This is a genomic window from Actinokineospora alba, assembly GCF_004362515.1.
Lineage (GTDB): Bacteria > Actinomycetota > Actinomycetes > Mycobacteriales > Pseudonocardiaceae > Actinokineospora > Actinokineospora alba.
Genome location: NZ_SNXU01000001.1, coordinates 449,601 through 474,506, shown reverse-complemented (window position 1 = coordinate 474,506; position 24,906 = coordinate 449,601). Strand labels below are relative to the sequence as shown.

Here is a 24,906-nt window from a genome sequence, read left to right as displayed (position 1 = left end):
ATGTGGACAGTGGGTGCCGTCACGCTGCCTTGGGCAGCTGCTCGGCGGACTCGCCGTAGGCGGGCTGGACGCCTGGAGCCACCTCGAACACGAACGGCTCCCGGCTTTCCTTCGACGGGCCGAACAGCGACTTCCACAGCACCTTCAGTGCGAAGCCCGGCTTCATCATCGACTCGGGCTTCTCGATGAGGCCCGCGACCTTGAAGTACGCGGCGGTGATGTCGGCGTCACGGGTCGCGGCGATCTGGACCCGCTTCAGGAACCAGTTGCCCATGCGGATCTTGAAGGTGCGCTCGCCCTTGACCCCCGGCAGGCTCAGGTCGATCTGGTTGGTCATCTCCCACGCCTGGTCGATGGCGTCGAGCGCCTGGTCGCGGAAGTAGTCCTGCGGCACCGGCGCGGCACCGCTGTGCAGGTGCTGGCGCAGGACCAGCGCGCACAGCGCCGCGACGCTCATTCCCTGTGCGTACACGGGGTTGAACGTGGTGACGGCGTCGCCGGTGACGAGCAGGCCCTCGGGGAAGCGGCGCAGCTTGTGGTAGTGGCGGCGAAGCGTCGTCGGGAACTTGAACGGCATCGCCTTGTCGACCGGGTCCGCGTAGCTCAGCGTCTCGTAGACGTCCTTGGCGGGCAGCGACTTCAGCCACGCCATGAGTCCGTCGTAGTCGGTGGGCGGGTGGTCGCCGAGGATGCCGTAGGTGGTCAGCTCCACCTTGCCGTCCTCGACGAGGAAGAAGACGTTGCCGCGGGGCACGTCGGCGTTCGCGATCTGGTTGATCGCCACGTCGTTGACGAACCCGTTGGCGCCGGGGCGCAGGCGGAAGTGCTGCGTCACGTAGCCCAGGTCGATCTTCTTGCGCTCCTCGAACGGCTTCTCGTAGCCGAGTTCCTCAAGCCAGACCGGGGTTCGCGAGCCGCGACCGGTGGCGTCGATGACCAGGTCGGCATCGATGACCGTGGCGGTGTCGGTGCCGCGCTTCTGCACCCGTGCCCCGGTGACCCGGCTCTTGTCGGCCGTCGTGGTGAGGCCGAGGATGTCGTGCTCCTCGATGAAGACCACGTTGGGGAGCTGCTGCACCCGCTCGCGGATGAACCACTCGAACAGGGGCCGCACCACGCCGAGGGTCTGCAGTCCGGCGTGCTGCTGCTTGAGCCGGTTGCCCCGGGCGTACCAGCGGCAGCTGCCGGACAGGTCACCGGTCGGGACGCCGTAGTCGAGCATCTCCTGGGTGAGCCCGGGGAAGAGCTCCTCCATCACCTGCACGCCACGGGCGAGCAGGCCGTTGGCCTGGTGGCTCTGCGGGCAGAACCGCCGCACCCCCTTGACGCCGACGAGCTTGTCGCGGTCCACGATGTGCACCTCGTCGTAGGCGTCCGCGAGCACCCTGGCCGCGAACAACCCGGCAATGCTGCCGCCGAGCACCACCGCGCGAGTCCCATCCTGCTGGCCCATCGCGGTCACCTCCTTGAATCCGTGGTTGGCATTCCTGGACGTCCTCACATCGGGAATGAGCTGACGATGCCGCCGTCGACACCGAGGTCCTGACCGGTGATGAAGGAAGCGCGTCGGGACAGCAGGAACGCCACCGCGTCGGCGACTTCCTCGGGCTTGCCGAGCCTGCCGAGCGGGACCAGGCCGCTGATCCCCGCGCGTGCCTGCTCGTTGGGGGCGACCTCGTCGAGCATGTCCGTCTCGATGAACCCGGGGCTGACCGCGTTGACCCGGATGCCTCGGCCCGCCAGGTCGGCGGCGAGCGAACGGGTCAGGTTGGTCACGGCGGCCTTCGTCGCGGCGTACACCGACGCCGGGCCCATGCCGCGGTGCGCCAGGCAGGTGCCGTTGACCACGATGGCGCCGCCCTCGTCGAACAGGGTCACCGCTTTCTGGATGGTGAAGAACGCGCCCTTGAAATTGGTGCCGACGACCCGGTCGAAATCGGCTTCGCTGACATCGGCGCTCAGTGAGTTGAACGAAATACCGGCATTGGCGAAAACGCCGTCCAGCCTGCCGTATCGCTGTCGGATCCGGTCGATCAATTCGTCGAGGTCTTCCGTGCGGGCCACGTCGGTGGCCACGGCGAGGACCCGGTCACCGTCGGGATCGAGCTCCTTCGCCGCGGCGTCGATCCGATCGACGCGGCGGCCGGCGATCACGACATTGCAGCCCGCGTCCACTAATCGTCGCGCGGTGGCAAAGCCGATTCCGCTCCCACCGCCGGTAATGAGAACGGTTTTGCCGTCGAATTCAGACATGCGGCAAGCCTGACATCCGTGCCCGGCACGCGGCATCTCCGGCGTTGCGGCGGATCAGAGGCCGCCGCACCGCGGTGCGCACTTTGGAAGATGTCGAATCCGTTCGGGGCGAGGACAATCGACCGGTGGACCATCGTGCGGGTGACACCGCGCGTCGACACCGGGCCCGAGTCTTACGCACGAACAGTGCCCGACGAAAGGGAAGAGGCAAGTCTGATGGGCAAGGTAATCATCACGTTTCAGACGACGGCCGATGGCAGCATCGGTCCGGAGATGGGATGGCATCAAGGAGGCGGCCAGGACGGCGCCGACGCCGACGATCTCGTGCTCGGGGACGCGATGCTGCTCGGGCGCAAGACGTTCGAGACCATCGCCCCGTATTGGAAGCCGCTCACCGACCCGTTCTCCGAGCGGGTGAACAGCATGCCGAAGTACATCGCCTCGACGACGCTGACCGAGCCGCTCGACTGGAACGCGTCGCTCATCAAGGGCGACTTCGTCGACGAGGTGCGCAGGCTCAAGGCCGAGCACACCGGCAACCTGCTGAGCTACGGCTGCGGTGAACTGGCCTTCAACCTGGTCAAGCACGGTCTCGCGGACGAGATCCACTTCTGGGTGCACCCGATCGTCTGGAGCGAGCCGGTGCGGCCGTTCCACGGCCTCGGCCACGTGCGGATGAAGCTCAAGGCCGCCCACGTGCTGCACACCGGCGTCATCCTGCAGAAGTACGAGCCGCTGTCGGTTGACGAGTAGCCAGTCGCACACGACAAGCAGCGGCGCCTCCCGGAGAACCCGGGAGGCGCCGCTGCTTTGTGCGTCCTTCGACGACTGTCCTTTTGGGCCGGACGGACTTCCGCAAGGACGAGGATGCGGGTGCTACCGGGAACGGCCATGGTCGTGTTCGACACTGTGGGGCCGACCAAAGCGGAGGGCGACCTATGCCTCATTCAACAGAGTTACCCGCGCGGGCGGACATCACGGGGTCTCGCCTGCCATCACTGACGGGACTGCGGTTCATCGCCGCGCTGATGGTCTTCCTGTTCCACGGGGTCCTGTACGCCGGGCTGTTCGCCTCGCCCGGTGCGACGGAGACGCTCGGCGCGGTCGTGGGCGGGGGCGGCTGGACCGGCGTCTCGTTCTTCTTCATCCTCAGTGGATTTGTCCTGACCTGGTCGGTGCGTTCCGCGGACACGGTGCGGAAGTTCTACCGGCGTCGGCTGTTCAAGATCTTCCCCAACCACCTGGTGACCGCCGTCATCGCCTTCGTCCTGCTGATCGCGGTCACGGGCGCCGCCGCCAAGGGCACCTGGTGGTACAACCTGCTGCTGATCCAGGCATGGTTCCCTGATCTGTCGGTGCTCTACAGCGGCAACGTGGTGTCCTGGTCGCTGTCCTGCGAGCTGCTGTTCTACCTCGCGTTCCCGGCGCTGTACTTCGGCATCAAGCGGATCCGCCCCGAGCGGCTCTGGGCCTGGACCGGCGTGGTCGTGCTGGCGATCTTCCTCGTCCCGTCGCTGGCCACCGTGCTGCCCGAGGCGCAGGCGCTTGCCGGTGGCACGATGATGCCGACCGGCCTGACCCTGTTCGAGCAGTGGTTCGTCGCCTCGTTCCCGCCGGTGCGGATGCTGGAGTTCGTGTTCGGCATCTTCATCGCCCGGATCGTCATCACCGGCCGGACGATCCCGCTCAGCTTCGGCGGCGCGGTGGCGCTCGCGGTGGCCGCCTACGCGCTCACGCCGCTGTTCTCCGGCCCGTACCGGGTCGCGGCCACGATGGTCGTGCCGCTCGGCCTGATCATCGTCGCGGGCGCGAAGGTGGACGCGGCGAAGGAAGGCAGCTGGCTGTCGAGCCGGTTCATGGTCTGGCTCGGCGACATCTCGTTCGCCTTCTACATGGTCCACCAGCTGGTCCTGGACTACGGTCACCGGCTGCTCGGGCAGACCAACACCTGGAGCACACCGGTCGCGCTGGCCGTGCTCGCGCTGCTGTTCGCGGGCGCGCTCCTGGCCGCGACGGTGCTGTACACGTGCGTCGAACGCCCGATCATGCGCCGCTTCGCCAGTTCGCGTCGCGCACCACGGCTGGCCTCAGTGCCCGCCGCGTCCATTTCGGCCGATCCGCCCAGCGGTGACCGCCTCGCCTCCTGAACACCCACCGACCGCGCGGGCCAGACACACTGTCTGGCCCGCGCGGTTTTGTGTGCGTACGTGTGTGGTCAGGGGCAGTGTCGGTGCGGCTGGTGCGACGGAAGTCCTGTGGGTGATAGGGATGGTCTGCGTCCGTTGAGGAAGGCGAGCCCCGCAGTGGACAGTCGACAATGGACTGCGGACTGTGGGCTACGGCGAATGGATGCGCGTGCCCTGCTCGGGGAGGAACTCGGTGTGCCGACGGTGTGGGCCAGACGCACGCTGTCGAGGCGCCGATCGCGGTGTCCCTGGCGGGTCGCCGACGGGCCTGTGTCAAGTGCTGGGGTAGCGAACGAACCCGAAACGCCTCAGGGCGCGGGTGTGGCGTCGCGCGGTTCGACCGGCGCGGGCTGGTAGATGCCTGCCACGAGCCGGTCGGGCATGGCGCGGGCGGCGAAGAGCGCCACACCGGTCACCGCCGTCACCGCGGCCAGCGCGAGGAACACCCCGGACCCGGTCCAGCCGTAGACCAGTGCCCCGATCAGCGGCCCGACGATGAAGCCGATGTCCGATACCAGCCCGAACGCGCCGAACGCGCGACCCAGCTGGTGGCGCGGGACCAGGTTGACCCCTTGTCGCGCCACCATGTACAGCACCGGCTGGGCGGCCATGAACAGCAGGAACCCGGCGCACAGCGCGACAATTCCGTCGGTGAGACCGAGAACGGCCAGCCCGACGGTCTCCACGCCGAACGACAAGCCCGCGACCACCAGGAGCGGCTTGCGTTCGACGATCCGCGACGACGCCATGGTGCCCACCATGAACACCGCCAGGCCGATGCTGAAGATCACCGAGGTGAACGCGACACCGTCGCCGGTCACCTGGTCGAGGTGCAGCGGGAGCACCGGCTCCATCGCGGCGAACACCGCGTTGTTCACCAGGTCGACCACAGCGAACAGACCGACCAGGACCGCGACCAGTCGCATCGTCGCGCCGGTGGCCGCCTTGTCGTGCCCAGTGTCGCTTTCGGACTCCTGCAGCGTGTTCAGCGAGTGGCGCATGCTCAGCAGCAGCACCCCGCCCCCGGCGGTGACCGCGGCACCGGTCAGGAACACGCCGGTGAAGCCGAGGAACGGGTACAGCGCGCCGACGAGCAGCGGCCCGACGACCATGCCGCCCGCGCACGCCGCGCCGAACCAGCCCATGACCTTGGACGTGCCGTACTCGGATTCGCTGCCGAGGGCGCTGGCCAGGCGGTAGAGCGCGGGCATCGTGAGGCCTTCGGCGACGCCCCAGGCCAGCCGCCAGGCCAGGATCTGCCAGCCCGCGCCCGCGAAGGCGAGGCCCGCGATGCTGCCCGCGGTGATCCCGAGACCGAGGAAGCCCAGCAGTGCCGGGTTGGCCACGCGGTCGACCAGGATGCCGCCCAGCGGCTGCGCGAGCGCCTTGGCGAGCGCGAAGCCGCCGAACGCCGCCGCGATCTCGAACGGCGAGAGGTGGAACCGCTCGCTGAGGGTCGGGACGAGCGGGATCAGCACGGTGTAGGCGACGTTCATCATCGCCGCGCTCAGCAGCAGCGCGGCGACCTTCGCGCGGATGCCCGTCGTCACAAGATCGGCTCCTGGTCGGGGTGACCCTGCGCGGTGACGCAGGAACGGTGCAGGGCGTCCAGCCGCGGCCGGTAGAGGGCCACCTGCTCCGGCCGGGCCGCGTACCACAGCGACCACAGCCCGACCCCGTCGAAACCGTGGCGGACCTTGAAGTCGTCGTTGCCCCGGCCGAACTCCAGCTTCTGCCAGCCGCGCTCGACCCCCTGGGCCAACAGCTCGTAGAGCATGAACGGGTACGGGCTGACCAGGTGGTAGACGGTGTGGTCGGTGCCGCCCGCCCACAGGTACAGCAAGCTGTCGTGCTCGATGGCCACGAACGCGCCGATGACGACGCCCTCCCACTCGGCCTGGATCAGCCGGGCCCCGGGCACGGTGAGCACGGCGGCGATGGTGGCGTGGTCGTAGAGCGCGGGCCAGCCGTGCTTGACCGCGGAACCGTTGGTCAGCTCCACGACGCGGTCGATGTCCGCGGCGGTCGGCGCGAACTCCTCGACGAGCTTGACGCCCTTCTCGGTCGCCCGCCGCCACCGCCTGCGCCACTCGCTGCGCGGGTGCTGCTTGGTGTCGCCCATCACCGGGTCCTTGCCGACACCGGGCACCCGGTAGTACGACATGTCCAGGCGGATCACCGCGTCCGGTTCGCGCACCGCGGCCCACTTGCGGGCGTCGGCGTCGGGCAGGTTGAACACCATGGCGCCCGCGGTGTCGAGTTCGGCCGCCTGGGCCCGGGCGTCGTCGACGAGGTCGGCGACCGCGGCGGGATCGGGCGTGAGGAACGTCGGCCCGTACACCGAGTAGACCGAGCCGACGGTGAGCAACGGCCGATCCCACGTGGGCGGTAACCCGGCCTCGACCTCATAGCCAAGCCAGAACGGCGAGGACTCCAGCAGATAGCGCCCCGGGGCGCCAGGGTGCAGGACCCGCTGTTGTTCGATGGTCGACTTGCTCCACGCATCCAGCCATTCGTCGGTGTCGAAGACGGTGTGACGGCGGATGTCCGGGGCGAGGGTCATCGGGACTCCCTGGGTTGGCCTGGACTCGACTTCGACGATAACGCCGCCGCCGACCCGTGGGCAGGCCAGTAAATGGAATGCGCATTTTCGGAGAAGTCGAGCGGCAATCCAGAGGATGCCCCGGCCCGAGGCGGTGGCGATGCTGGAACCCGATGCCCCACACCGGCATCTGCCAGCGCGAATCATCGGAGACGAGAATGTCGAGCACCGCACGCGGATTGTTGTGGTCGTTCCCGTTCGTCGTCCCCATCGCGGCCACCGATATGTATGCGGAATTTCATCGTTCACTCATTCGATCCGGTGGAAATCGTGGTGGCGCGCGACCGACTCGAGATGGCGCCGCCCGCCACGGTCACGGCGGATGCGCGGCCCACGGCATACCCGGTCGCCGACCGGCTGGCCGCCTGAACCGACCACGACCCTGGACGGAGCCATGACACGTTCGCTGGCCTGGGAGGACGCCGCGCTGGTCGCGGTCGACCAGTGCGCACTTCCGCACGAGTACCGGCTTCTCCACCTGCGCACGGTGGATGAGGTGATCGACGCGATCAACCGGCTGGCGATCCGGGGTGCCCCCGCCATCGGGGTCGCGGGTGCGCTGGCCGTCGCGATCTCCGCGGCCCAGCACACCAGGAACGGGCAGTGCGACGAACTCGCGGTGCGCGCCGACGCCCGCCGCATCGCCGACGCCCGGCCGACCGCGGTGAACCTGACCTGGGCGGTGCGCCGGGTCGCCGAGCGCATCCCGCAGGGCGCGGGCGCCGTGCTCGACGAGGCGCTGGTGATCCTGGCCGAGGACGAGCGGCTCAACCTCGCCGTCTCCGAGCACACCGCCGATCTGGTGCTGCGCCTGTGCGGCCATCGCCCGCTGCGGCTGGTGACGCACTGCAACACCGGGCGGCTCGCCACCGTGGCACGGGGCACCGCCCTTGGTGCGATCGGGTTGCTGGCCGAGGCGGGCCACGTCGAGGAGGTGCTGTTCGGTGAGACCCGCCCGCTGCTGCAGGGCGCGAGGCTGACCGCGTGGGAGCTGGCCGAGGCGAACATCCCGCACCGGCTGTGCGTCGACTCGGCACTGCCCGCCGCGCTGGCCGCGGGCATGGCCGACTGCGTGCTCGTCGGCGCGGACCGGGTGTGCGCCAACGGAGACGTCGCGAACAAGATCGGGACGTACTCGCTCGCCCTGGCCGCGCACCAGGCGGGGGTGCCCTTCATCGTGGCCGCCCCGATGTCCACTGTGGACGAGACATTGGCCGACGGCAGCGCCATCGTGATCGAGCAGCGCGAGCCAGACGAGGTGACCACGCTGGCAGGCGTGACCATCGCCCCTGCGGGCACTCGGGTGTTCAATCCCGCGTTCGACGTCACTCCCGCCGAGTTGGTGACCGCCGTGGTCACCGAGAACGGCACGTACCGCCCGGTCGGCGCCCGCCGCGAGGTGGCGTCATGACCCCCGCGGAGGAACTGGCCGAGTTCACCGCCAAGCTGTACCGGCGGGGCTGGATGGAAGGCACGGCGGGCAACATCTCGCTCCGCCTGCCCGACGGGGCCGCCCTGATCACCGCGAGTGGGGTCAGCAAGGGCGAGCTGACGGCGGCGGACACCGTGCGGGTGAGCATCGCCGACTCGCGCCCGGTCGAGCCCGGCCGGAGGCAGCCGTCGGCGGAGACGACCATCCACACCGCCTTGTACCGCCGGTTCGCCGGCTGCCAGGCGGTCGTGCACGCGCACCCGCCATACGCGACCGCGGTGGCGGCGATCGCCACGGCTCGCGGCGAGAACTCGGTCACGTTCTCCGGGCTGGAGATCATCAAAGGACTCCGCGGGGGCGACCCGGCCTCGGTCACGGTCCCGGTCTTCCCCAACCACGCCGAAGTGCCGCGCATCGCCGAGGAAGTCGAGGCGCGGGTGGCCATGCGCACGCCGCCGGTGTTCCTGATCGGCGCGCACGGCGCGACGAGCTGGGGCCCCTCCCTGCGCGTGGCACGCGACCGGATGGAGTGCCTGGAAACGCTGTGCAGGCTGCGGCTGCTGATCGACCGAGCGGCGAGCTGAGAGGAGGCGTGCGATGACTCTGCTGCAGATCATGGCTGACGACGACGCCGCCACCGTGCTGCTGCGCACCGACGACCTCGACCGGATCGCCGAGAACCTGGCGCCGTTCGGCATCACCCTGCGGCGCTGGGCCACCGTGCCGCTGCCCGCCGACGCCGCGCAGGACGACGTGCTCGCCGCGTATCGGTCCGAAGTGGACACACTGTCGGCGGAGGGTCCGTACCCGCTGGTCGACGTCGTGCGCATGGTGCCCGACGACACCGACGCGGGGGTCGAACGCGCGCGGGCGGCGCGGCTGAAGTTCCTTGAGGAGCACACCCACGACGAGGACGAGGTGCGGTTCTTCGTCGAGGGAGCCGGGTGCTTCTACCTGCACCTGGGAGACAAGGTCTACGCGGTGGTGTGCACCGCGGGCGACCTCATGTCGGTGCCCGCGGGCACCACGCACTGGTTCGACATGGGGATCCGACCCGGTTTCTGCGCCATCCGGTTCTTTCAGGCCGAGGACGGCTGGGTGGCCGGGTTCACCGGGTCCGCGATCGCCGCCACCATGCCCACCCTCGACGAGCTGCTTGCCCCGGCGGCGTCCGATTTGTTGTCTCTGGAAGGTGAACGGAATGGTTGACGAGACCACCAGGCTGCTGGCGGCCACGGAGTTCCTCGATCACGAGAGCCCGACCGTGCGGGCGTTCGTCGACCGCGCGCTGCGGGGTGTGGGGGAATCCCCGACCGAGAAGGCCGTCGCGCTCTATTACGCCGTGCGCGACGACATCCTCTACGAGGTGTACGGCGCGAACCTGAGCCGGGAGGGACTGCAGGCCAGTTCCATTCTGGACACCGGGCGCGGTTTCTGCGTGCACAAGTCCATCGTGTTCGTCGCGGCCTGCCGCGCCGCGGGCATCCCGGCCCGGCTGGTGATGACCGATGTGCGCAACCACCTGGCGTCGCCCCGGCTGCGCAGGCTGGTCGGCGGCGACGTCTTCCGGTTCCACGCGTTGACGTCGGTGTACCTGGAAGGCAAGTGGGTCAGGGCGACGCCGGTGTTCAACAAGCTGCTGTGCAAGGTCTACGGCATCACGCCGCTGGAGTTCGACGGCACCGAGGACAGCGTCTACCACCCGTACGACAAGGGTGGGCAGCGGTACATGGAGTTCCTCCACGAGTACGGCGAGTTCGACGACTTCCCGTTCCTGCTGGTCACCGAGGGCATCCGGGCCGCGCACCCGAAACTGTTCGCCAGCCAGTTCGAGCTGACCGAGGGCTCACTCGCGGCTGAGGCGGCGGCGCCCGCGGGCGTGGAGCCCGTTCGGGCCGAGCTGTCCCCGCAGGCCGCCGACCTGATCGAGCAGTTCGACCGCGCCGCGCGCGAACTGCGCGCCGCGCGCACCGAGCTGGCCGACCACGCCGCATTCTGTGCCGAGAACGGGTTGATGCTCGACCCGACAGTGCTCGACCGGCTCGCCGCGGACGCACTGCACGCGGAGGAACGGGTTGGAGTGCAGCGGGCGCTGGTGAGCTCGCATCCCGCCGTGGACTCCGACGTGCTGACCGCGGGGGAGTCGGTGCTGCGCTTCGCGCTGGCGACCATCGCCTACGTGCGCAACGCCGCGGAGTGGTCGGCGCAGTCCTACGGGCAGTCGAAGGTCGTGCAGTTCTTCGACACCCGCTCGCAGGAGTCCCCCGAGATGAACTACGACCGCAACGGCACGCACAGCGCCGTGTTGCGTGTGGAGCGCCAACTGCAGGAGGTCCTGGAGTTCCCGGCCGACGAGTTCGGCCTGCTGGTGGCGTCCTCGGGGATGGCGGCGTTCACCGCGATCGAGGCGTTCCTCATCCGGGACCGGCTCAAGCCGGGCGACACCGTCCTGCAGGCGCCCTACACCTACTACGAGGCCACCGAGCAGCTCGACGGGCTGACGTTCGTCAACCTGGTGCGCTCGGCGAGCTATTCGGTCGAGGACATCATCGCCGAGGTCGTCCGGCACCAGCCCAAGGTGGTCTTCGCCGACCCGGTGGCCAACAGCGCCCGGCAGCGCATGGTCGACATCCCCCAGCTGCTGGCCCGCCTGCGCGACGTGGTCACCCACCGCACCACGGTCATCGTCGACGGCACCATGCTCGCCGCGGCGCTGCCCGCCGACCTGCTGCGCAGCGACGACAAGCTGGAGATCTTCTACTACGAGAGCTGCACGAAGTACATGCAGCTGGGGATGGATGCCACCCTGGCGGGCCTGATCGCCTTCCCGATCGAACTGCGGCCCCGCCTCGACCAGTTGCGCCGCAACACCGGCACCGTCCTCTACCGACACAACGCCGAGCTGTTCCCGCGCTACGACCGGGCTTTCCTCAAGCGTCGGATGGAACGGATCTGCACCAACGCGGAGGACCTCGCCACCGCACTGCACGCCGACCCCCGGGTTCGCGACGCCGGGGTGGTCGTCTACCCCAAGCTGCCGCACCACCCGGACGCGGAGATCGCGGCGGCGCTGCCGTACGCGGGCGGCGTGGTGACGTTCCTGCTGCACGAGGACGGCCGCAACAACAAGCCCGAGTTGCACGGCGTCATCGAGCTGATCCTGGCCAACGCCCGCCGACGCGGCGTGCAGCTGACCAAGGGCGTCAGCTTCGGCTACGCGGTGCCCCGCCTCTGGGTCCAGGACATCACCGACGACGACCCGTGGTTCGTCCGCATCTTCGCCGGTGACCGCGGCGACCAGATCGACGTCCTCGCCGCGGCCATAGCCGACGGGCTGGCGGAGGCGCACGCCAGGATGTCGGACAGCCAGGGCGAACTGGCCGCCTGACCCGCGCGACCCACAGGCCGCGGCTACCGGAAACGGAAGCCGCGGCCTGTCGGCGTTCGTAGTGACGGTGGACTTACAGTTCAGTGCCTAGGCCCGGTGGCAATGTTTGCCGGACGCACGCCGATGGCCGCGGGCCCCGGTGGGGAGCTGGGGCCATGGCCGACGGGCTGGCGGAGGCGCACGCCAGGATGTCGGACAGCCAGGGCGAACTGGCCGCCTGACCCGCGCGACCCACAGGCCGCGGCTACCGGAAACGGAAGCCGCGGCCTGCTTGGCGTTCGTGGTGACGGCGGACTTGCAAGACAGTGCCTGGCCCGGTGGCCGTGTTGCCCGACGCACGCCGATGGCCGCGGCCCCCGATGGGGAGCCGCGGCCATGGGTTTTCTGTCCTCAGTAGAGGGTCCTCAGTAGAGCCCGAGGAAGCGGGCGACCTTGTCCCGCTGCACCTCCGACGTTCCGGAGTAGATGGTGCCCGCGGTGGCGTCGCGAAGGTCCTTCTCGATGCCGTACTCGTGCAGGTACCCGCGGCCGCCGAAGATCTGCACCGCGTCCAGTGCCGACTTCAGGTTCGCCTCGCTGGCGAGCAGCTTGCCGATCGCGACGTCGGCTCGGACGTCGTCGCCCGCCAGGCTGCGGATGGCGGTGTCGAACAGCCAGCGCCGCGCGGTTTCGAACGCGATCCGCATGTCGACGATGCGACCGGAGATCTGCTGGAACTCCCCGATGGCCTTGCCGAACTGCTTGCGCGACCTGGCGAACTCGACGCACCGGTCGATGCGGTGGCGCATCGAGCCCAGCGTGATCACGAAGGAGCAGAGGATCTCCCACTTCATCACGTGGTCGAGGATAAGGAATCCGGAACCCGGTTTGCCGACGACATCGCGGTCCGGCACGAAGCACTCGGTGAAGGTCAGCGAACCCAGCGGCGAGGTGCGCAGCCCCATCTTGTCCACCGCCGGCCCCACGTGCAGACCGGGATTGTCCTTGTCCACCAACAGCGCGGAGAGCCCGAACGGACCCTTGTCGCCGCCCGTGCGGACGTAGACGAGGATCAGGTCGGCGACCGGCCCGCTGCTGATGAAGCACTTCTCGCCGTTGACGACCCAGCCGCCATCGACCTTGCGCCCGGTGGTGCGCATCGCGGTGGCGTCCGAGCCACCCTGCGGCTCGGTGATGGCGTGGGCGCCGATCACCGAGCCGTCGCACACCTTGGGCATGTACCGCTCCCGCAGCTGCCGGGAACCGAAGCGGTGGATGGGAACCCCGGTGCTGACCATGTGGGTCGACACCGAGAAGTTGAGCCCGGCGTCCCGGCAGCCGTGGCCCAGTTCCTCGAGCACCGTCATGGTGGTGACCAGGTCTTGGTCGAGGCCACCGAACTCCTTGTCGAACGGCAGGCCGAGCAGGCCGGAGTCGCCGATCAGCTTCCACTGGTCGGCGGGGAACTCAGCGGCCGTGTCGCGCTCCAGGTGACCCTCGCCCCAGGCGGCGAACTCGGGCGCGAAACGGGCGCGCAGGGCCTGCCCGCCTTCCATCCGTGCTGACATCGAAGATGTCTCCTCTCAGGTCAGTAGTTGGAGAATCTGCGTGCCTCCTCGCTGAAGTCGTGCACCTCCGTACCCTTGAGCGCCGGGGTGAACATGCACACCAGGCGTAAGTCCTCCCACGGGGACGCGATGAGGTAGTGCGCGTCGTGGTTGTTCAGCGCGTACATGGTTCCGACCTCGATGGCGTGTTCGTTGCCTTCCGAGTCGACGACCATGCCGCTGCCCGCGATGCAGTAGCACGCCTCAAGGTGGTTGCGGTAGTGCAGCGGCGACCGCGTGCCCGCGCGGACCAGGGTGTCGGTGAGGGTGTACCCCATGCCGTCCGCGGCGACGAGGAAGCGCGTGCTGGTGCCGTTGCCCCACTCGACAGGGGCGATGTCGGAGAACTTGCGAACGATCATGGCTGCGGCCCTTCAGTAGAGGTGTGGGGGTCAGGCAGAGCAGGGTCGGGTAGAGCGGGATCAGGCGGCGCGGTACTGCTCGTCCAGTGCCGACTCGGTGAACGCGCGGATCGCCGACACCGACGTGAAGTTCTCCTCGGCGAACTCCACCTGGTCGAGGTCGATGTCGAACTCGTTGCCCAGCCAGGTGATGACCCGAATCAGCGCGAGGCTGTCGATGACGCCGTTGCCGATGAGGTCGTAGTCGTCGGCGAGGTCCGCGGGCCGCAGGTCCGGGAGGAACTCGGCGACGAGGAAATTCCTGATCACATCGGATGTGGTCACGATTGACTCCTGTTCAGCAGCCGGGCGCCGATCGCGCGCCGGTCGACTTTGCCCGTCGAGGTGGTCGGCAACGCGATGCCGACCACCTGGATGGAGGTGGGGATCGCCGCGCGCGGCAGCCGCAGGCGGCAGTGCTCACGCAGGGCCAGACTGTTGAGCGCTCCGGTTTCGCTGTCCCCGCCCCGAACCACGGCGTGCAGCCGGATCCCGGCGACCTCGTCCGGCACCCCGATGACGGCGGCCTCGCGGACCTGCGCGTGGTCGAGCAGCACCTGCTCGACCTCTTCCAGGTTGACCCGGGTGCCGCGCACCTTGACCCGGAAGTCGGTGCGGCCCACCAACGTGTGCAGGCCGTCGCGGTCGCGCCGGACCAGGTCCCCCGAGCGGAAGTAGGGGCGCTCGTCGGTCCCGAGGCGGACGAACTCGGCGCCGTTGGAGGCCAGGTAGCCCGTGGTCTGGAAGGGCGTGTGGACCACCAGCTCGCCGGTGCACTCGCCGGTGAGGATGGCGCCGTCGGCGTCGAGCACCAGGGCGTCTACCCCGGGCAGCGGGAACCCGATGGGCATTTCGCCGTCGCCCGCCGCGGTGGTGAGCTCGTGCCGGAAGCTGTCGTTGGTCTCGGTGCAGCCGTAGATGTTGTGCAGCCGGGCGTTCGGGAACATCGCGGGCAGCCTGGCCAGCAGCGGCGCGGGGGTGCGGTCGCCGGTCAGGATGACGTGGCGCACGGCGGTGAATGCCGTGCCGTCCCAGGCGTCGGCGAGCAGCCGGAACAGCATCGGCACCGCCTGCACCACGGCACTGCGGCGCACGACTTCGGCCAGGTGCCTGCCGTCGGTGGCCCGGTCGGTGCCGACGAGCACGACGGTGCCGCCCGCGGCCAGCGTCGACCAGACGTCCAGCAGCGCGAGGTCGAAGTTCAGCGGCGCGTAGTTGAGCACGTCGGTGTCGGGCCCGAGGTCGAACTGGTCCGCCGCCCACCGCGCGAACCGGGCGATCGCGCCGTGGGTGAGCGGGACGATCTTCGGCGTGCCCGTCGAGCCCGACGTCGTCAGCAGCAGCGCCGTTTCCTCAGCGAGGTCAGGCTTCGCGGCCGGGGCCCCGTCCGTCCGGCGCACCACCGGACCGGCCGGGTCCGCGGTGAGCACGGCCGCGCATCCTGTCCGTGCCACCAGTTCGGCGTAGGTCCGCTCACCCAGGTCCGCCGCCGCGACGAGCACGGGCCGCCGTCCGCGCAGGCAGGCCAGGATCAGCGCGACCGTCTCCGGCGACTTGGCGGCGTGCACCGCGACGGGCGCGCCCTCGGCGAGGTCGAGCGCGTCGATCCGAGCCAGCGCGGCGTCGGCCATGGCGTCGAGTTCGGCGTAGTCGACCTGCCGGGACCCCGACACGAGCGCGACAGCGTCCGGTCGGGTCGTGGCTTGCTCGGCGATACGGTCGAGCAGCGATCGCGTTTCCATAAGATTCTCCAGAAGCAACCCAAAACCCGGGGGAGCCGCCGTGGCGGAAGGGGACTGGTACTGCGGCTAATGGTGCTTAATGAAACGGTAGACGATGATTTCGTCACGACCTTCCTCATGACTGCCACATATTCGCGGCCCGTGCGAGTCGGGTGTGGACCGGCCGAACATACTTGCGCACAAGGGAAGTCGACCCGCCCGCGATGACCGCGGGCGGGCCCGACTCCGGCGGGACCGTCCACATCGGCCAGTGCGGTGCGGACTCCGCGCGGTCCCCCTTGAAGCGTCCTTTCCGGACCGTGAACTCGTCATCTCCGCGATTGCGCACGCCCTGTGTCGAGCATGCTCGAATCATGTGGCGGAACCACCGAGCGCCGTTCCCGGGAAATGGACCCCGCAAAGCACTTCAGCCCCCCGGCGGTGCGCCGGGAGGCTGAAGTGAAGCGGTGGGTCGACGTCAGGCCGCGGCGGCGGCGACCCCGTTGAGGTGCACGGGGAGGGCGAGGTGCCCGTTCATGATGAAGGTCGGAATGGGCACGAGCTCCGTGGCGGGCGTGGCGAGGGTCAGGTTGGGGAACCGCTCGAACAGGGCCGAGAGACCGGTCTTGGCCACCATCCTGGCGATGCCCGCGCCGAGGCAGTAGTGGGGGCCGTGGCCGAAGGACAGGTGTTCCTTGTCCTGGCGGGTGATGTCGAAGGTGGCGGCGGAGTCGCCGTGCAGCTGGGGATCCCGGCCGATGGCCGCGTAGTTGATCAGAATCGGCTCGCCCTTGGGGATGGTCACGCCGTCGAGCACGATGTCCTCGACCGCGTAGCGCAGCGGCAGGCTCGCCAGGGGCGACTCCACTCGCAGCACCTCTTCGATGACGGCGTCCCAGGAGACCTGGCCCGACTTGACCAACTCGAGCTGCTCGGGGTGGGCGAGCAACGCGGTGACCGCGTTGTCGAAGAAGTTGATCGTGGTCTCCGAGCCCGCGCCGAGAATGGCGAAGGTGGTGTCCACCAGCTCCTGCTCGGTCAGCACCGAGCCGTCCTCGTCCCGGGCGGCGATCAGGTCGCTGGTGATGTCCTCGCCGGGCTGGGCGCGCTTGAGCGCGATGAGGTCCTCGATGGCGCCGCGCCAGCCGAGCAGGATGCCCTGGGCCTGCTCGGAAGTCACATCGGTCCGCGCCATCAGGTCCATGACCTTCGCGGCGGCGATCCGGGCTTCCTCGGACATGCCGATCAGTTCGGCCACCAGCATGCCGGGCAGCGGATAGGCGAACGCCGCCTTCAGGTCGATCACCTCGCCCGCGGCCGCGGCGGCCTCCATGCGGTCGAGCAACATGTTGGTCAGCTCCAACGCCAGCGGGCGGACCGCCTCGGGCCGACGTGAGCTGAAGGCCTTGCCGATCAGCCTGCGCAGGCGGCGGTGGTCCTGGCCGAAGGTGGTGGACACGTTGTCCATCGCGACCCAGCTGATCATCTCCCAGTCGGCCGGGACCTCGTTGTTGATGAAGGCGGGCCAGTGGTTCCGGGCGCTCTTGGTGACGTTCGGGTCGCTCAGCAATTTCTTGCTGACCTCGTAGCTGTTCACCGACCAGCACACGACACCGCCGGGGAGTTCCACCCGGGTGGCGGGCCCCTGCGCGCGCAGCTCGTCGGCTTGGGAGTGCAGGTATCGACCGGTGTTGTCTAACGGAACTGGACGGCTTGTCTCCATAGCTGTCTCCCGAGATCTCTCAATGGCTCCGCCCAGGACTGTCAGCGCCGAGCAGAAGGGCACCCATTAGCACTTGAATGAATAATACTGGGGCACAGGCGATTGAGAAGGATTCCGAACGTCACCGATAATTGTCAGCAATCCGCGAGACGGGGGGCGTTATGAAGACCAAATCGCCCGCAGCAGCGCGACCGCCACCGCGATTGGAAAGACCGCGTGGGGTGCACGCCGCTGCCGGCGATGATGGTGCGGTGGCTGAAGCCTTAGAGCAACTTGGCCAGGCGGTCGAACGCGGGCATCGAACCCTCGCCCATGCCGTTGCCGACCATGGCGTCGCGGGCTTCGACCGACTGGAAGATGCCCTGGTCGGTCACCTTGGTCTTGCCGTCGGGCAGTTCCTCGAAGGTGACCGTCTGCAGGATGACGATGGGCGCGCCCTCGTACTGCCACGTGAAGACCAGCTGCTCATTGGCGGTCACCTCGTGGTAGACGCCGCGGAAGCAGAAGTCGTCGCCGAGGTCCACCACGAATCGCCACGAGCCGCCGGTCTCGGCTTCCAGCTTGTCGACGGTCAGCGGGTGCCCGGCCGGACCCCACCATTCGGCGGTGAGCTTGGGGTCGTTGTAGGCCTCGAAAACGCGTTCGCGCGGGGCGTCGAAGACGTAGGTGGTTTTGATTTCCGTGCTGCCTGGCTCTGCGGTGAACGCACGCTCTGCCATAACTGGCCATCCTTCGTTAATTAATGTCAATAGTGCCGAATTGCATGTTCGATGCTATTGACGACGTTGTGGCTTGTCAACTTGAACAACGAGCGTCCGGGGAGGTTTGAACAATACTGAAAATAGCCCCGGACGCCTTTGTTGCCGGGAGCCGTCACGCGGCTACCGGCAATAAAGGTTCACTATTCTTTCGGTGGCTGATCCGAGATCAAGCCACCGGCTTCACGGATTCTTTCCCGATTTCGTCAGCCGAGTCGGCCTGCTCCTCCGGCGTGTCGGAGGTCGCGCCACCGCCCATCGGGGGGACGTGCCGCAACCGCACCGCGGTGATGACCGCGACGGTGCCGATGAGCAGCCCGCCGATGAGGGCGACGGTGTGCAGTCCGCTGGCGAACGCGACATTCGCCGGTTCGATGAGCGAGCCCGACTGTGCCGCGGGCAGCGTCGCCGCCGCGTCGTAGGCACCGGCGAGGCTGTCACCGGCCGCCGTCGCCGCGCCTGCCGGGATGTCGGCCGGAACGTCGTCAGCGATCTGCGCGCGGTAGACGGCGGTGCCGACCGTGCCGAGCACGGCGATGCCCAGCGTGCCGCCGAACTCACTGGACAGCTGCACCAGCGAGCCTGCCGCGCCCGCCTTCTCCGGCGGGGCCGCACCGAGCACGAGCGGCGTGGCCAGACCGATGATCGGCGCGCCAACGAACGACAGGATGGCGAACCCGATGATGAAGTGCCACGTGCCACCGGTCGTCCCGATCGCGACGAAGCTCAGCATCACGATCGCGACGCCGATGCCGCCCGCCGCGATGACATAGCCCGGCTTGAACTTCGCGGCGAGCTTCGGGGCCACGTTGAAGCCGATGGTCGCGGTGGCCATACCCGGGATCATCGCCACGGCCGCCCCGACCGCGGACATGCCCTCGACGAGCTGGAAGTACAGCACCATGAAGAGCATGACGGCGCCGCCGACGCTGCTGTAGGACAAGGCCATCGACAGCGGTGATGTCACCTTCGCGTTGCCGAACAGCGACAGGTCCATCAGCGGGTCCGCCAGCTTGCGCTGGCGCTTCACGAACACCACGGCGCAGACGAGGCCGAAGACCAGCGAGGCCGTCGGCACGAACTCCCAGCCGTTGCGGGCCAACTCCTTGATGCCGTAGATGATCGGCAGCATCGCGGCCAGCGACAGGACCACGCTCGTCGGGTCGAGCTTGCCCGCGTTCGGGTTCTTGAACTCGGGCAGGATGATCGGGGCGAAGATCAGCACGGCGACCATGAGCGGAACGCCGAGCACGAACACCGAGCCCCACCAGTAGTTGGCGAGCAGGAACCCGCCCAGGATCGGGCCGAGCAGCGCGCCGACCGTGAACGTGCCACCCCACACGCCGAAGGCGACCATCAGCTGCTTGGGGTCCTTGAACATGAAATGGATCAGGCCCAGGGCGCACGGGCCGAGCGTCGCGCCCGCGATACCCAGCAGCGCGCGGGCCGCGATCAGCATCTCGGGGGTCTGCGAGTACGCACAGAGCAATGAGGCGACCGCGAACGCCGCGGAGCCGATGATGAGCAGTTTGCGACGACCGATCCGGTCGCCGAGCGTCCCCATCGTGACCAGGAACCCGGCAAGCAGGAACCCGTACATGTCCATGATCCACAGCTGCTGGTTGCTGTCCGCCTTGAGATCCGCGGACAGCTGGGGGACCGCGAGCAGCAGCACGAACAGGTCGATGGCCACGACGAAGGTGGGCAGGGCGATGACCAGCAGCCCCAGCCACTCCCGTCGTCCCGCCTTGATTGGAATTTGGCCAGTCACAGTACTGGTCCTTTCGTTGTTTGCGCACACCACGGTTCAACTCCGTGTGCCGCTGTGCGCCAAAGGTCTTTCGACGCCATCATGGTTCCGGTAGAACCCCGGCCGCATCTCCCAGAGTGCTATGTCGTGCGCGCTGAGTAACCAAACGACATCCGGACAAGCTGAGGAGCTCCTTCCCGTCGTCGGTGGGCGGCACGGGGTGCCGCAGCCTGAGTGCTGCGGAGTGCCGTCGGCTACTTGCCGTCGTAGTCGAGCTGCTGGACCTTCTCCATGACCAGGCCCGAGTACCACTCGGCGTCGCGGAAGTACTCGACCCGCAGCGTCTCCTCGGTCACGGGACCGGTGCCCTGGATGTTGCGCTCGTAGGTCTCCAGCACGGTCTGGGCCTCGATGGTGGCCTCGGCGAACCGCTCTTCGGCGTCGGCGCCGTTGAGGACATCGCCCATGGCGTTGGTCATGACGTCCTGGTTGCCCGCGAAGTCGCCCATCATCGCGCCGGTCGACGGCGGGACGATGTTGGCCTTCGCGGTCTCGTCGACGATCGCGTTCGGCGGGAACTTCATCACGTGGTCGCTGGCGACCCGGTGGTACGGGTGCTCGTCGAACCAGCCTTCCTCTTCCAGCAGGTTGTAGCCCGCGTGGGTGACGGGGAAGAAGCTGTTGAACTTGTGCCGGTTCGCGTCGTTGCGCGGGTTGTGCGCGAACATCAGGAAGGCCAGCGCGCCGTCCTCGACGGCCTTGTCCAGCCCGGCGGTCACCGACAGCGAGGTGCCCGCGATCGCGTTGCCGTGGTAGGGGACGTGACTGTTGTACGGCATGATGCCGACGCCGAGCCGGACGCCGGAGGCCTTGGCCGCCGCGACCATGTAGTTGACGTCGTTGGACGACGAGATCCGCATCGCGACCCGCTGCTCGTCGAACGCCTTGTAGGTGTTCTCCCAGTCCGGGATCTTGCCGGTCCACAGGTAGTGGCCGTCGGCGTGCAGCCGCTGCCACCACTTGACGAAGGCCAGGATCTCCTTCGACGACAGGTCGGCCTTCGTCGCGCGGCCCGAGCGGCCGTTGTCGTTGTTCACCAGCTGCCCGCCCTGGGAGGCGACCGCCTGCTGGAAGAACGTGCCGTGGTTGGACCAGGTGATCGGCTTCTCCGGCGGGTTCGGGCCAGCGGCGACGGCCTCGCACGCGGCGGTGACCTCGTCCCAGGTGACCGGCATCTTGGTGATCCCCGCCTGCTCGAGCATGTCGAGGTTGGCGTAGATCAGGCTGGTCGTGCCCACCGACGGGATCGCGGTCAGCTCACCGTTGATCGAGTAGTACTCACGGCCCGCGGCGATCAGGTCGGGCAGCACGTTGGGCTCGCCGAGGATCTCGTCGCGACCGGCGACGGCGCGCTCGATCGGGACGAACAGCGGGCTGCCGTCCGGCTTGACCGAGTCACGGGCCTGGTGGACCAGGTAGAAGTAGTACTCGGCGACGGCGGGCGGGTTGCCCGCCCGCGCGGCGTCGGCGATGTCCACCGGGAACAGCCGGAAGTCCTTGCCTACGACGTTCACCTGGTAGTCGGGGTGTTTGGCGTTGAACTCCTCGCCCAGCTTGAGCCACCGATCCATGTAGCCCGGGAAGGTCAGATCGGCGACCCAGACGTCGACGACGGTCTTACTCATTCGATCTCCTCCTGCTGTCCGGACATGCATCGCGATTCAGGATCGCTGGCCGCCGGTGGCGGTCGCATCTCCGCGCGTGCCGTCCTTCGAGGGGCCTTCGCAAGCGCGGAGATGCGACCGCGCGAAGCCGGAAAGGATGATGGTCCATCATGAACATCTCGCGACTGGGAGAGGCGGCCTACGACGCCGCGACGCAGGTCTTCAATCTGTCCGCCCCCGCCCGGCCCGCCGCAGCTGTCACCGCGCGATCCATTGTGGACATCCGCGCGGCGCTCGATTTCGCCCGGGCCAACGGACTTCCGGTCCGGATGCACACAACGGGGCACGCGGCGGCGGGGACGCGACCGATGGACGGCTCCGTGCTGATCCGCACCGAGCTGGGGGGCGGCGTCGAGGTGGATGCCGCGCGCCGGATCGCGCGCATCCCGGCGGGCACCCGGTGGGGCGCGGTGGTCGAGGCGACCGCGCCGCACGGGCTGACCGCGCCGCACGGGTCCTCGCCCAGCGTCGGCGCCGTCGGGTACCTGCTGCGCGGCGGGATGAGCTTCTACGGCCGCAAGGTCGGGCTCGCGGCGAACAGCGTGCGCGCGATCGAGCTGGTCACCGCGAACGGCGACGAGCTGCGGGTGGACGCGCAGAACGACCCCGAACTGTTCTGGGCCCTGCGTGGCGGCGGCGGTGGACTCGGTGTGGTCACGGCCATCGAGGTGGAGCTGTTCCCGGTTGCCGCAGTGATCACCGGTGGCGCGTACTGGCGCGCCGAGCACGCCGAGCGGCTGCTGAACATCTGGCTGCGGTGGACCGACGACGCGCCGCGGGAGGCGACCACGTCGGTGCGAATGCTCAACCTGCCCGCGGTGGACGGTGTTCCGCCGCAGCTCGCGGGTCCGACGTTCTCTGTGGACGGTGCGGTGATGAGCACGACCGAGGATGTCACCGAGGCCCAACGGATCGCCGACGACCTGCTCGGCCCGCTGCGCGCGGTGGCCGAGCCGGTGATGGACACCTGGGCGACCACCGGGCCCGCCGCCGTGCTGCACGCCCACATGGACCCCACCGACCCGGTGCCGTTCGTCGGCGACCACATGCTGCTGGGCGCCCTCGGCGAGGATGGCGCCGCGGAAATGCTGCGGGTGCTCGGTCCTGAGTCCGACTCGCCCTTGGTGGTCGCGGGACTCCGGCAGCTGGGCGGGGCGTTCGCGGAGCCGGACCCGGCCGGGGGAGCGCTGTCGCACCTTGCCGCCCGCTACTCCTACGCGGGCTCCGGCGTGCTGTTCGACCCGGTCACCCCCGACCTGTTGCGCGGCCACTGCACGAAGGTTCGCGAAGCGTTGGCCCCGTGGGACACCGGACGCACCGTGCCGGGCTTCGTCGAGGATGTCGAACGCCCCCAACGGCATCTCGACGCCGCCGCCATCGCCGCCGTCGACGACGTTCGAGTCAAGGTCGACCCAGACGGCCTGTTCCGGGGGGACATCGCCCCCAACGCCAGCGGGCTGTACTAGGCACTGTCCTTACAGGACGGTGCCTGCCGGCCGCAGTCGAGCGCGATCCGCCGGTAGGGCAATTCGGGAGGCGCTTGGCGTGCGCGTCGGTGTGACCCTGGATTCACCGGCTGTGACCGCGGGTGTGGTTGTCCTCAATGAACGGAGTATGTGATGGGGTCCTCTACCATCCAGGAGCGGTTCGCCGAGCAGGTCGGCTTGACGCCGGACGCGATCGCGGTGTCGCGCGGCGAGGTGCGGCTTTCCTACCGGGAGCTCGATGAGCGGGCCAACCGGCTCGCGCATCGGTTGCGCCGCTTGGGAGTCGGCCCCGAGGTGCCGGTCGCGGTGCTGATGGAGCGCTCGGTCGACCTGGTGGTGGCCCTGCTCGCCGTGGTGAAGTCCGGCGGTTTCTACCTGCCGCTGCACGACTCCTACCCGCTGGACCGAATGCAGTGGATCATGGACCAGTCCGCCGCGCCCGTCCTGCTGGCCGACGAGGTCACCCGGTCCCGCGGGCTGCCGACGGGCGCCGAGGTCGTGCTGGTCGACGGCGAGAATGGCCTGACAGGCGAGTCGCCGGAGAGCCCGACTGTCGTGGTCGACCCCGGCCAGCTCGCGTACGTGATCTACACCTCCGGCTCGACCGGGCACCCGAAGGGTGTGGCGGTCGCCAACCGCGACGTCATCGGCCTGGTCTTCGACTCCATCTGGGACAGTGGCAGGCACGCCAAGAGCCTGATGATCGCGCCGTACGCGTTCAACGTCTCCACCTACGAGTTCTGGGTGCCGCTGCTGCACGGCGGCCAGATCGTCGTCGGGCCGCCCGGGGACCTGGATGTGTCCGTCCTGGGCAAGCTGATCAGCAGCGAACAGATCACCGGCGTGCACCTGACCGCGGGCCTGTTCCGGGTGGTGGCCGAGGAGGCCCCGGAGAGCCTGGCCGGGGTCCAGGAGGTGCTCACCGGCGGCGACGTGATCGCGCCCGGCGCGGTGGCCCGGGTGCTGGAAGTCAACCCGGACCTGGTGATCCGGGCCATGTACGGGGCCACGGAGCTGACCCTGTTCTCCACCCACAGCCCCATGTCCGCGGGCTACGAGGCCGCGGGTGTGGTGCCGCTGGGCGGCCCGATGGACAACGTGGAACTGCACATCCTCGACGAGCGGCTCACCCCCGTGGCCCCCGGCGCGGTCGGCGAGCTGTACATCACCGGCCGCGGCCTGGCCCGCGGCTACTTCGGCAGGCCCGACCTCACCGCGGAGCGATTCGTCGCGAACCCCTTCGGTGGCCCCGGTGAGCGGATGTACCGCACCGGCGACCTGATGCGGCGCAACGCCGACGGGCTGCTGGAGTTCGTCAGCCGGGCGGGCGACCAGGTGAAGATCATGGGCTTCCGGGTCGAACTCGGCGAGATCGAGGCGGTGCTGGCCAAGCACGCCGGAATCGCGCACATCGCGGTGGTGGCCAAGGAAAGCAGCACCGGCGAGAAGCGGCTCGTGGCCTACGTCGTGCCGGAGACGGGCGAGGTCGACCAGGCCGCGCTGAAGGCCTACGCGGGCACGGCGCTGCCGGAGTACATGGTGCCCGCCGCGTTCGTCGCACTGGACGCGCTTCCGCTGACCCCCAACGGAAAGGTGGACCGGCGCGCGCTGCCGGAGCCGAACTTCGAGAACGTATCGACCTACCGCGCGCCGGTCGGCGCCCGGCAGGAGGCGCTCTGCAAGGCGTTCGCCGACGTGCTCGGGGTGTCCCAGGTCGGTGTCGACGACAGCTTCTTCGACCTGGGCGGCCAGTCGCTGCTGGCGATGCGGCTGATCAGCCGCATCCGGTCGGCGATCGGCGAGGAGCTGACGATCGCGGTGCTGTTCGACCTTCCCACAGTGGCCGGGCTGGCCGGCTATCTGGAAGAACGGGCGCAGGCGGCCTGAGAATCGGA

At 68.8% G+C, this 24,906-nt stretch carries 20 protein-coding genes; 8 read left to right on the top strand and 12 right to left on the bottom strand.

The window, feature by feature from the left end; genetic code table 11:
• Nucleotides 1–19: 19 nt before the first annotated feature.
• Together C8E96_RS02190 and C8E96_RS02185 are read right to left on the bottom strand one after the other, a co-directional pair.
• Nucleotides 20–1,453 carry an FAD-dependent oxidoreductase gene (locus C8E96_RS02190; protein ID WP_091371332.1) on the bottom strand — a complete coding sequence of 478 codons (1,434 nt, stop codon included), beginning with the start codon at nt 1,451–1,453 and terminating at the stop codon, nt 20–22.
• A gap of 44 nt (nt 1,454–1,497) precedes the next feature.
• On the bottom strand, nt 1,498–2,253 hold the full coding sequence (locus C8E96_RS02185) for an SDR family NAD(P)-dependent oxidoreductase (protein WP_091370314.1): 756 nt from the start codon (nt 2,251–2,253) through the stop codon (nt 1,498–1,500).
• Nucleotides 2,254–2,469: 216 nt separating this feature from the next.
• Here C8E96_RS02185 and C8E96_RS02180 point away from each other — a divergent pair, with 216 nt between their 5' ends.
• Nucleotides 2,470–3,006: a dihydrofolate reductase family protein gene (locus tag C8E96_RS02180; RefSeq protein ID WP_091370316.1), complete on the top strand. Its 537-nt coding sequence runs from the start codon at nt 2,470–2,472 to the stop codon at nt 3,004–3,006.
• Between the two features lie 185 nt (nt 3,007–3,191).
• Entirely contained in the window at nt 3,192–4,400 is a 1,209-nt protein-coding gene (locus tag C8E96_RS02175; RefSeq protein WP_228769670.1) for an acyltransferase family protein, read from the top strand.
• 347 nt (nt 4,401–4,747) lie between these two features.
• Here C8E96_RS02175 and C8E96_RS02170 read toward each other — a convergent pair whose 3' ends face one another.
• Entirely contained in the window at nt 4,748–5,989 is a 1,242-nt protein-coding gene (locus C8E96_RS02170) for an MFS transporter (RefSeq protein WP_091370319.1), read from the bottom strand.
• Nucleotides 5,986–7,002, bottom strand: a complete 1,017-nt coding sequence (locus C8E96_RS02165) for a GNAT family N-acetyltransferase (protein ID WP_166657852.1) — start codon at nt 7,000–7,002, stop codon at nt 5,986–5,988. Before C8E96_RS02165 ends, C8E96_RS02170 begins: the two co-directional genes overlap by 4 nt.
• A gap of 433 nt (nt 7,003–7,435) precedes the next feature.
• Here C8E96_RS02165 and mtnA point away from each other — a divergent pair, with 433 nt between their 5' ends.
• Genes mtnA through C8E96_RS02150 form a run of 4 tightly spaced genes read left to right on the top strand, consistent with a single transcriptional unit; the run spans nt 7,436 to nt 11,861 of the window.
• Nucleotides 7,436–8,452 carry an S-methyl-5-thioribose-1-phosphate isomerase gene (mtnA, locus tag C8E96_RS33045; protein WP_166657851.1) on the top strand — a complete coding sequence of 339 codons (1,017 nt, stop codon included), beginning with the start codon at nt 7,436–7,438 and terminating at the stop codon, nt 8,450–8,452.
• A complete protein-coding gene (gene mtnB, locus C8E96_RS33040; RefSeq protein WP_166657850.1) occupies nt 8,449–9,057 on the top strand; it encodes a methylthioribulose 1-phosphate dehydratase in 609 nt (202 codons plus the stop codon). Before mtnA ends, mtnB begins: the two co-directional genes overlap by 4 nt.
• Nucleotides 9,058–9,070: 13 nt before the next feature.
• Entirely contained in the window at nt 9,071–9,682 is a 612-nt protein-coding gene (locus C8E96_RS02155; protein ID WP_091370324.1) for a 1,2-dihydroxy-3-keto-5-methylthiopentene dioxygenase, read from the top strand.
• Complete coding sequence (locus C8E96_RS02150; RefSeq protein WP_091370326.1) at nt 9,675–11,861, top strand: PLP-dependent transferase; 2,187 nt, start codon at nt 9,675–9,677, stop codon at nt 11,859–11,861. The genes C8E96_RS02155 and C8E96_RS02150 overlap by 8 nt, the downstream gene beginning before the upstream one ends.
• A 404-nt stretch (nt 11,862–12,265) precedes the next feature.
• Here the strand turns inward: C8E96_RS02150 and C8E96_RS02145 are convergent, their stop codons facing one another.
• From C8E96_RS02145 to C8E96_RS02110, 8 genes are all read right to left on the bottom strand, one after another.
• Nucleotides 12,266–13,408: an acyl-CoA dehydrogenase family protein gene (locus C8E96_RS02145; RefSeq protein ID WP_091370329.1), complete on the bottom strand. Its 1,143-nt coding sequence runs from the start codon at nt 13,406–13,408 to the stop codon at nt 12,266–12,268.
• Between the two features lie 20 nt (nt 13,409–13,428).
• Entirely contained in the window at nt 13,429–13,809 is a 381-nt protein-coding gene (locus C8E96_RS02140; RefSeq protein ID WP_091370331.1) for an ectoine synthase, read from the bottom strand.
• Between the two features lie 60 nt (nt 13,810–13,869).
• The gene (locus C8E96_RS02135; protein ID WP_091370333.1) at nt 13,870–14,133 is read right to left on the bottom strand and encodes a phosphopantetheine-binding protein; all 264 of its coding nucleotides are present in this window, start codon (nt 14,131–14,133) and stop codon (nt 13,870–13,872) included.
• Entirely contained in the window at nt 14,130–15,590 is a 1,461-nt protein-coding gene (locus C8E96_RS02130) for an AMP-binding protein (protein ID WP_091370335.1), read from the bottom strand. The genes C8E96_RS02135 and C8E96_RS02130 overlap by 4 nt, the downstream gene beginning before the upstream one ends.
• Nucleotides 15,591–16,047: 457 nt before the next feature.
• Nucleotides 16,048–17,292, bottom strand: a complete 1,245-nt coding sequence (locus tag C8E96_RS02125; protein ID WP_091370337.1) for a cytochrome P450 family protein — start codon at nt 17,290–17,292, stop codon at nt 16,048–16,050.
• A 263-nt stretch (nt 17,293–17,555) separates the two neighbouring features.
• On the bottom strand, nt 17,556–18,011 hold the full coding sequence (locus C8E96_RS02120; RefSeq protein WP_091370341.1) for an SRPBCC domain-containing protein: 456 nt from the start codon (nt 18,009–18,011) through the stop codon (nt 17,556–17,558).
• 208 nt (nt 18,012–18,219) lie between these two features.
• Nucleotides 18,220–19,821: an MFS transporter gene (locus tag C8E96_RS02115; RefSeq protein ID WP_091370344.1), complete on the bottom strand. Its 1,602-nt coding sequence runs from the start codon at nt 19,819–19,821 to the stop codon at nt 18,220–18,222.
• Nucleotides 19,822–20,054: 233 nt separating this feature from the next.
• Nucleotides 20,055–21,485 carry an extracellular solute-binding protein gene (locus C8E96_RS02110; protein ID WP_091370346.1) on the bottom strand — a complete coding sequence of 477 codons (1,431 nt, stop codon included), beginning with the start codon at nt 21,483–21,485 and terminating at the stop codon, nt 20,055–20,057.
• A gap of 149 nt (nt 21,486–21,634) precedes the next feature.
• Here C8E96_RS02110 and C8E96_RS02105 point away from each other — a divergent pair, with 149 nt between their 5' ends.
• Together C8E96_RS02105 and C8E96_RS02100 are read left to right on the top strand one after the other, a co-directional pair.
• Entirely contained in the window at nt 21,635–22,990 is a 1,356-nt protein-coding gene (locus C8E96_RS02105; protein ID WP_091370347.1) for an FAD-binding oxidoreductase, read from the top strand.
• Between the two features lie 153 nt (nt 22,991–23,143).
• Nucleotides 23,144–24,898: a non-ribosomal peptide synthetase gene (locus tag C8E96_RS02100; RefSeq protein ID WP_091370350.1), complete on the top strand. Its 1,755-nt coding sequence runs from the start codon at nt 23,144–23,146 to the stop codon at nt 24,896–24,898.
• The last annotated feature ends 8 nt before the right edge of the window (nt 24,899–24,906 follow it).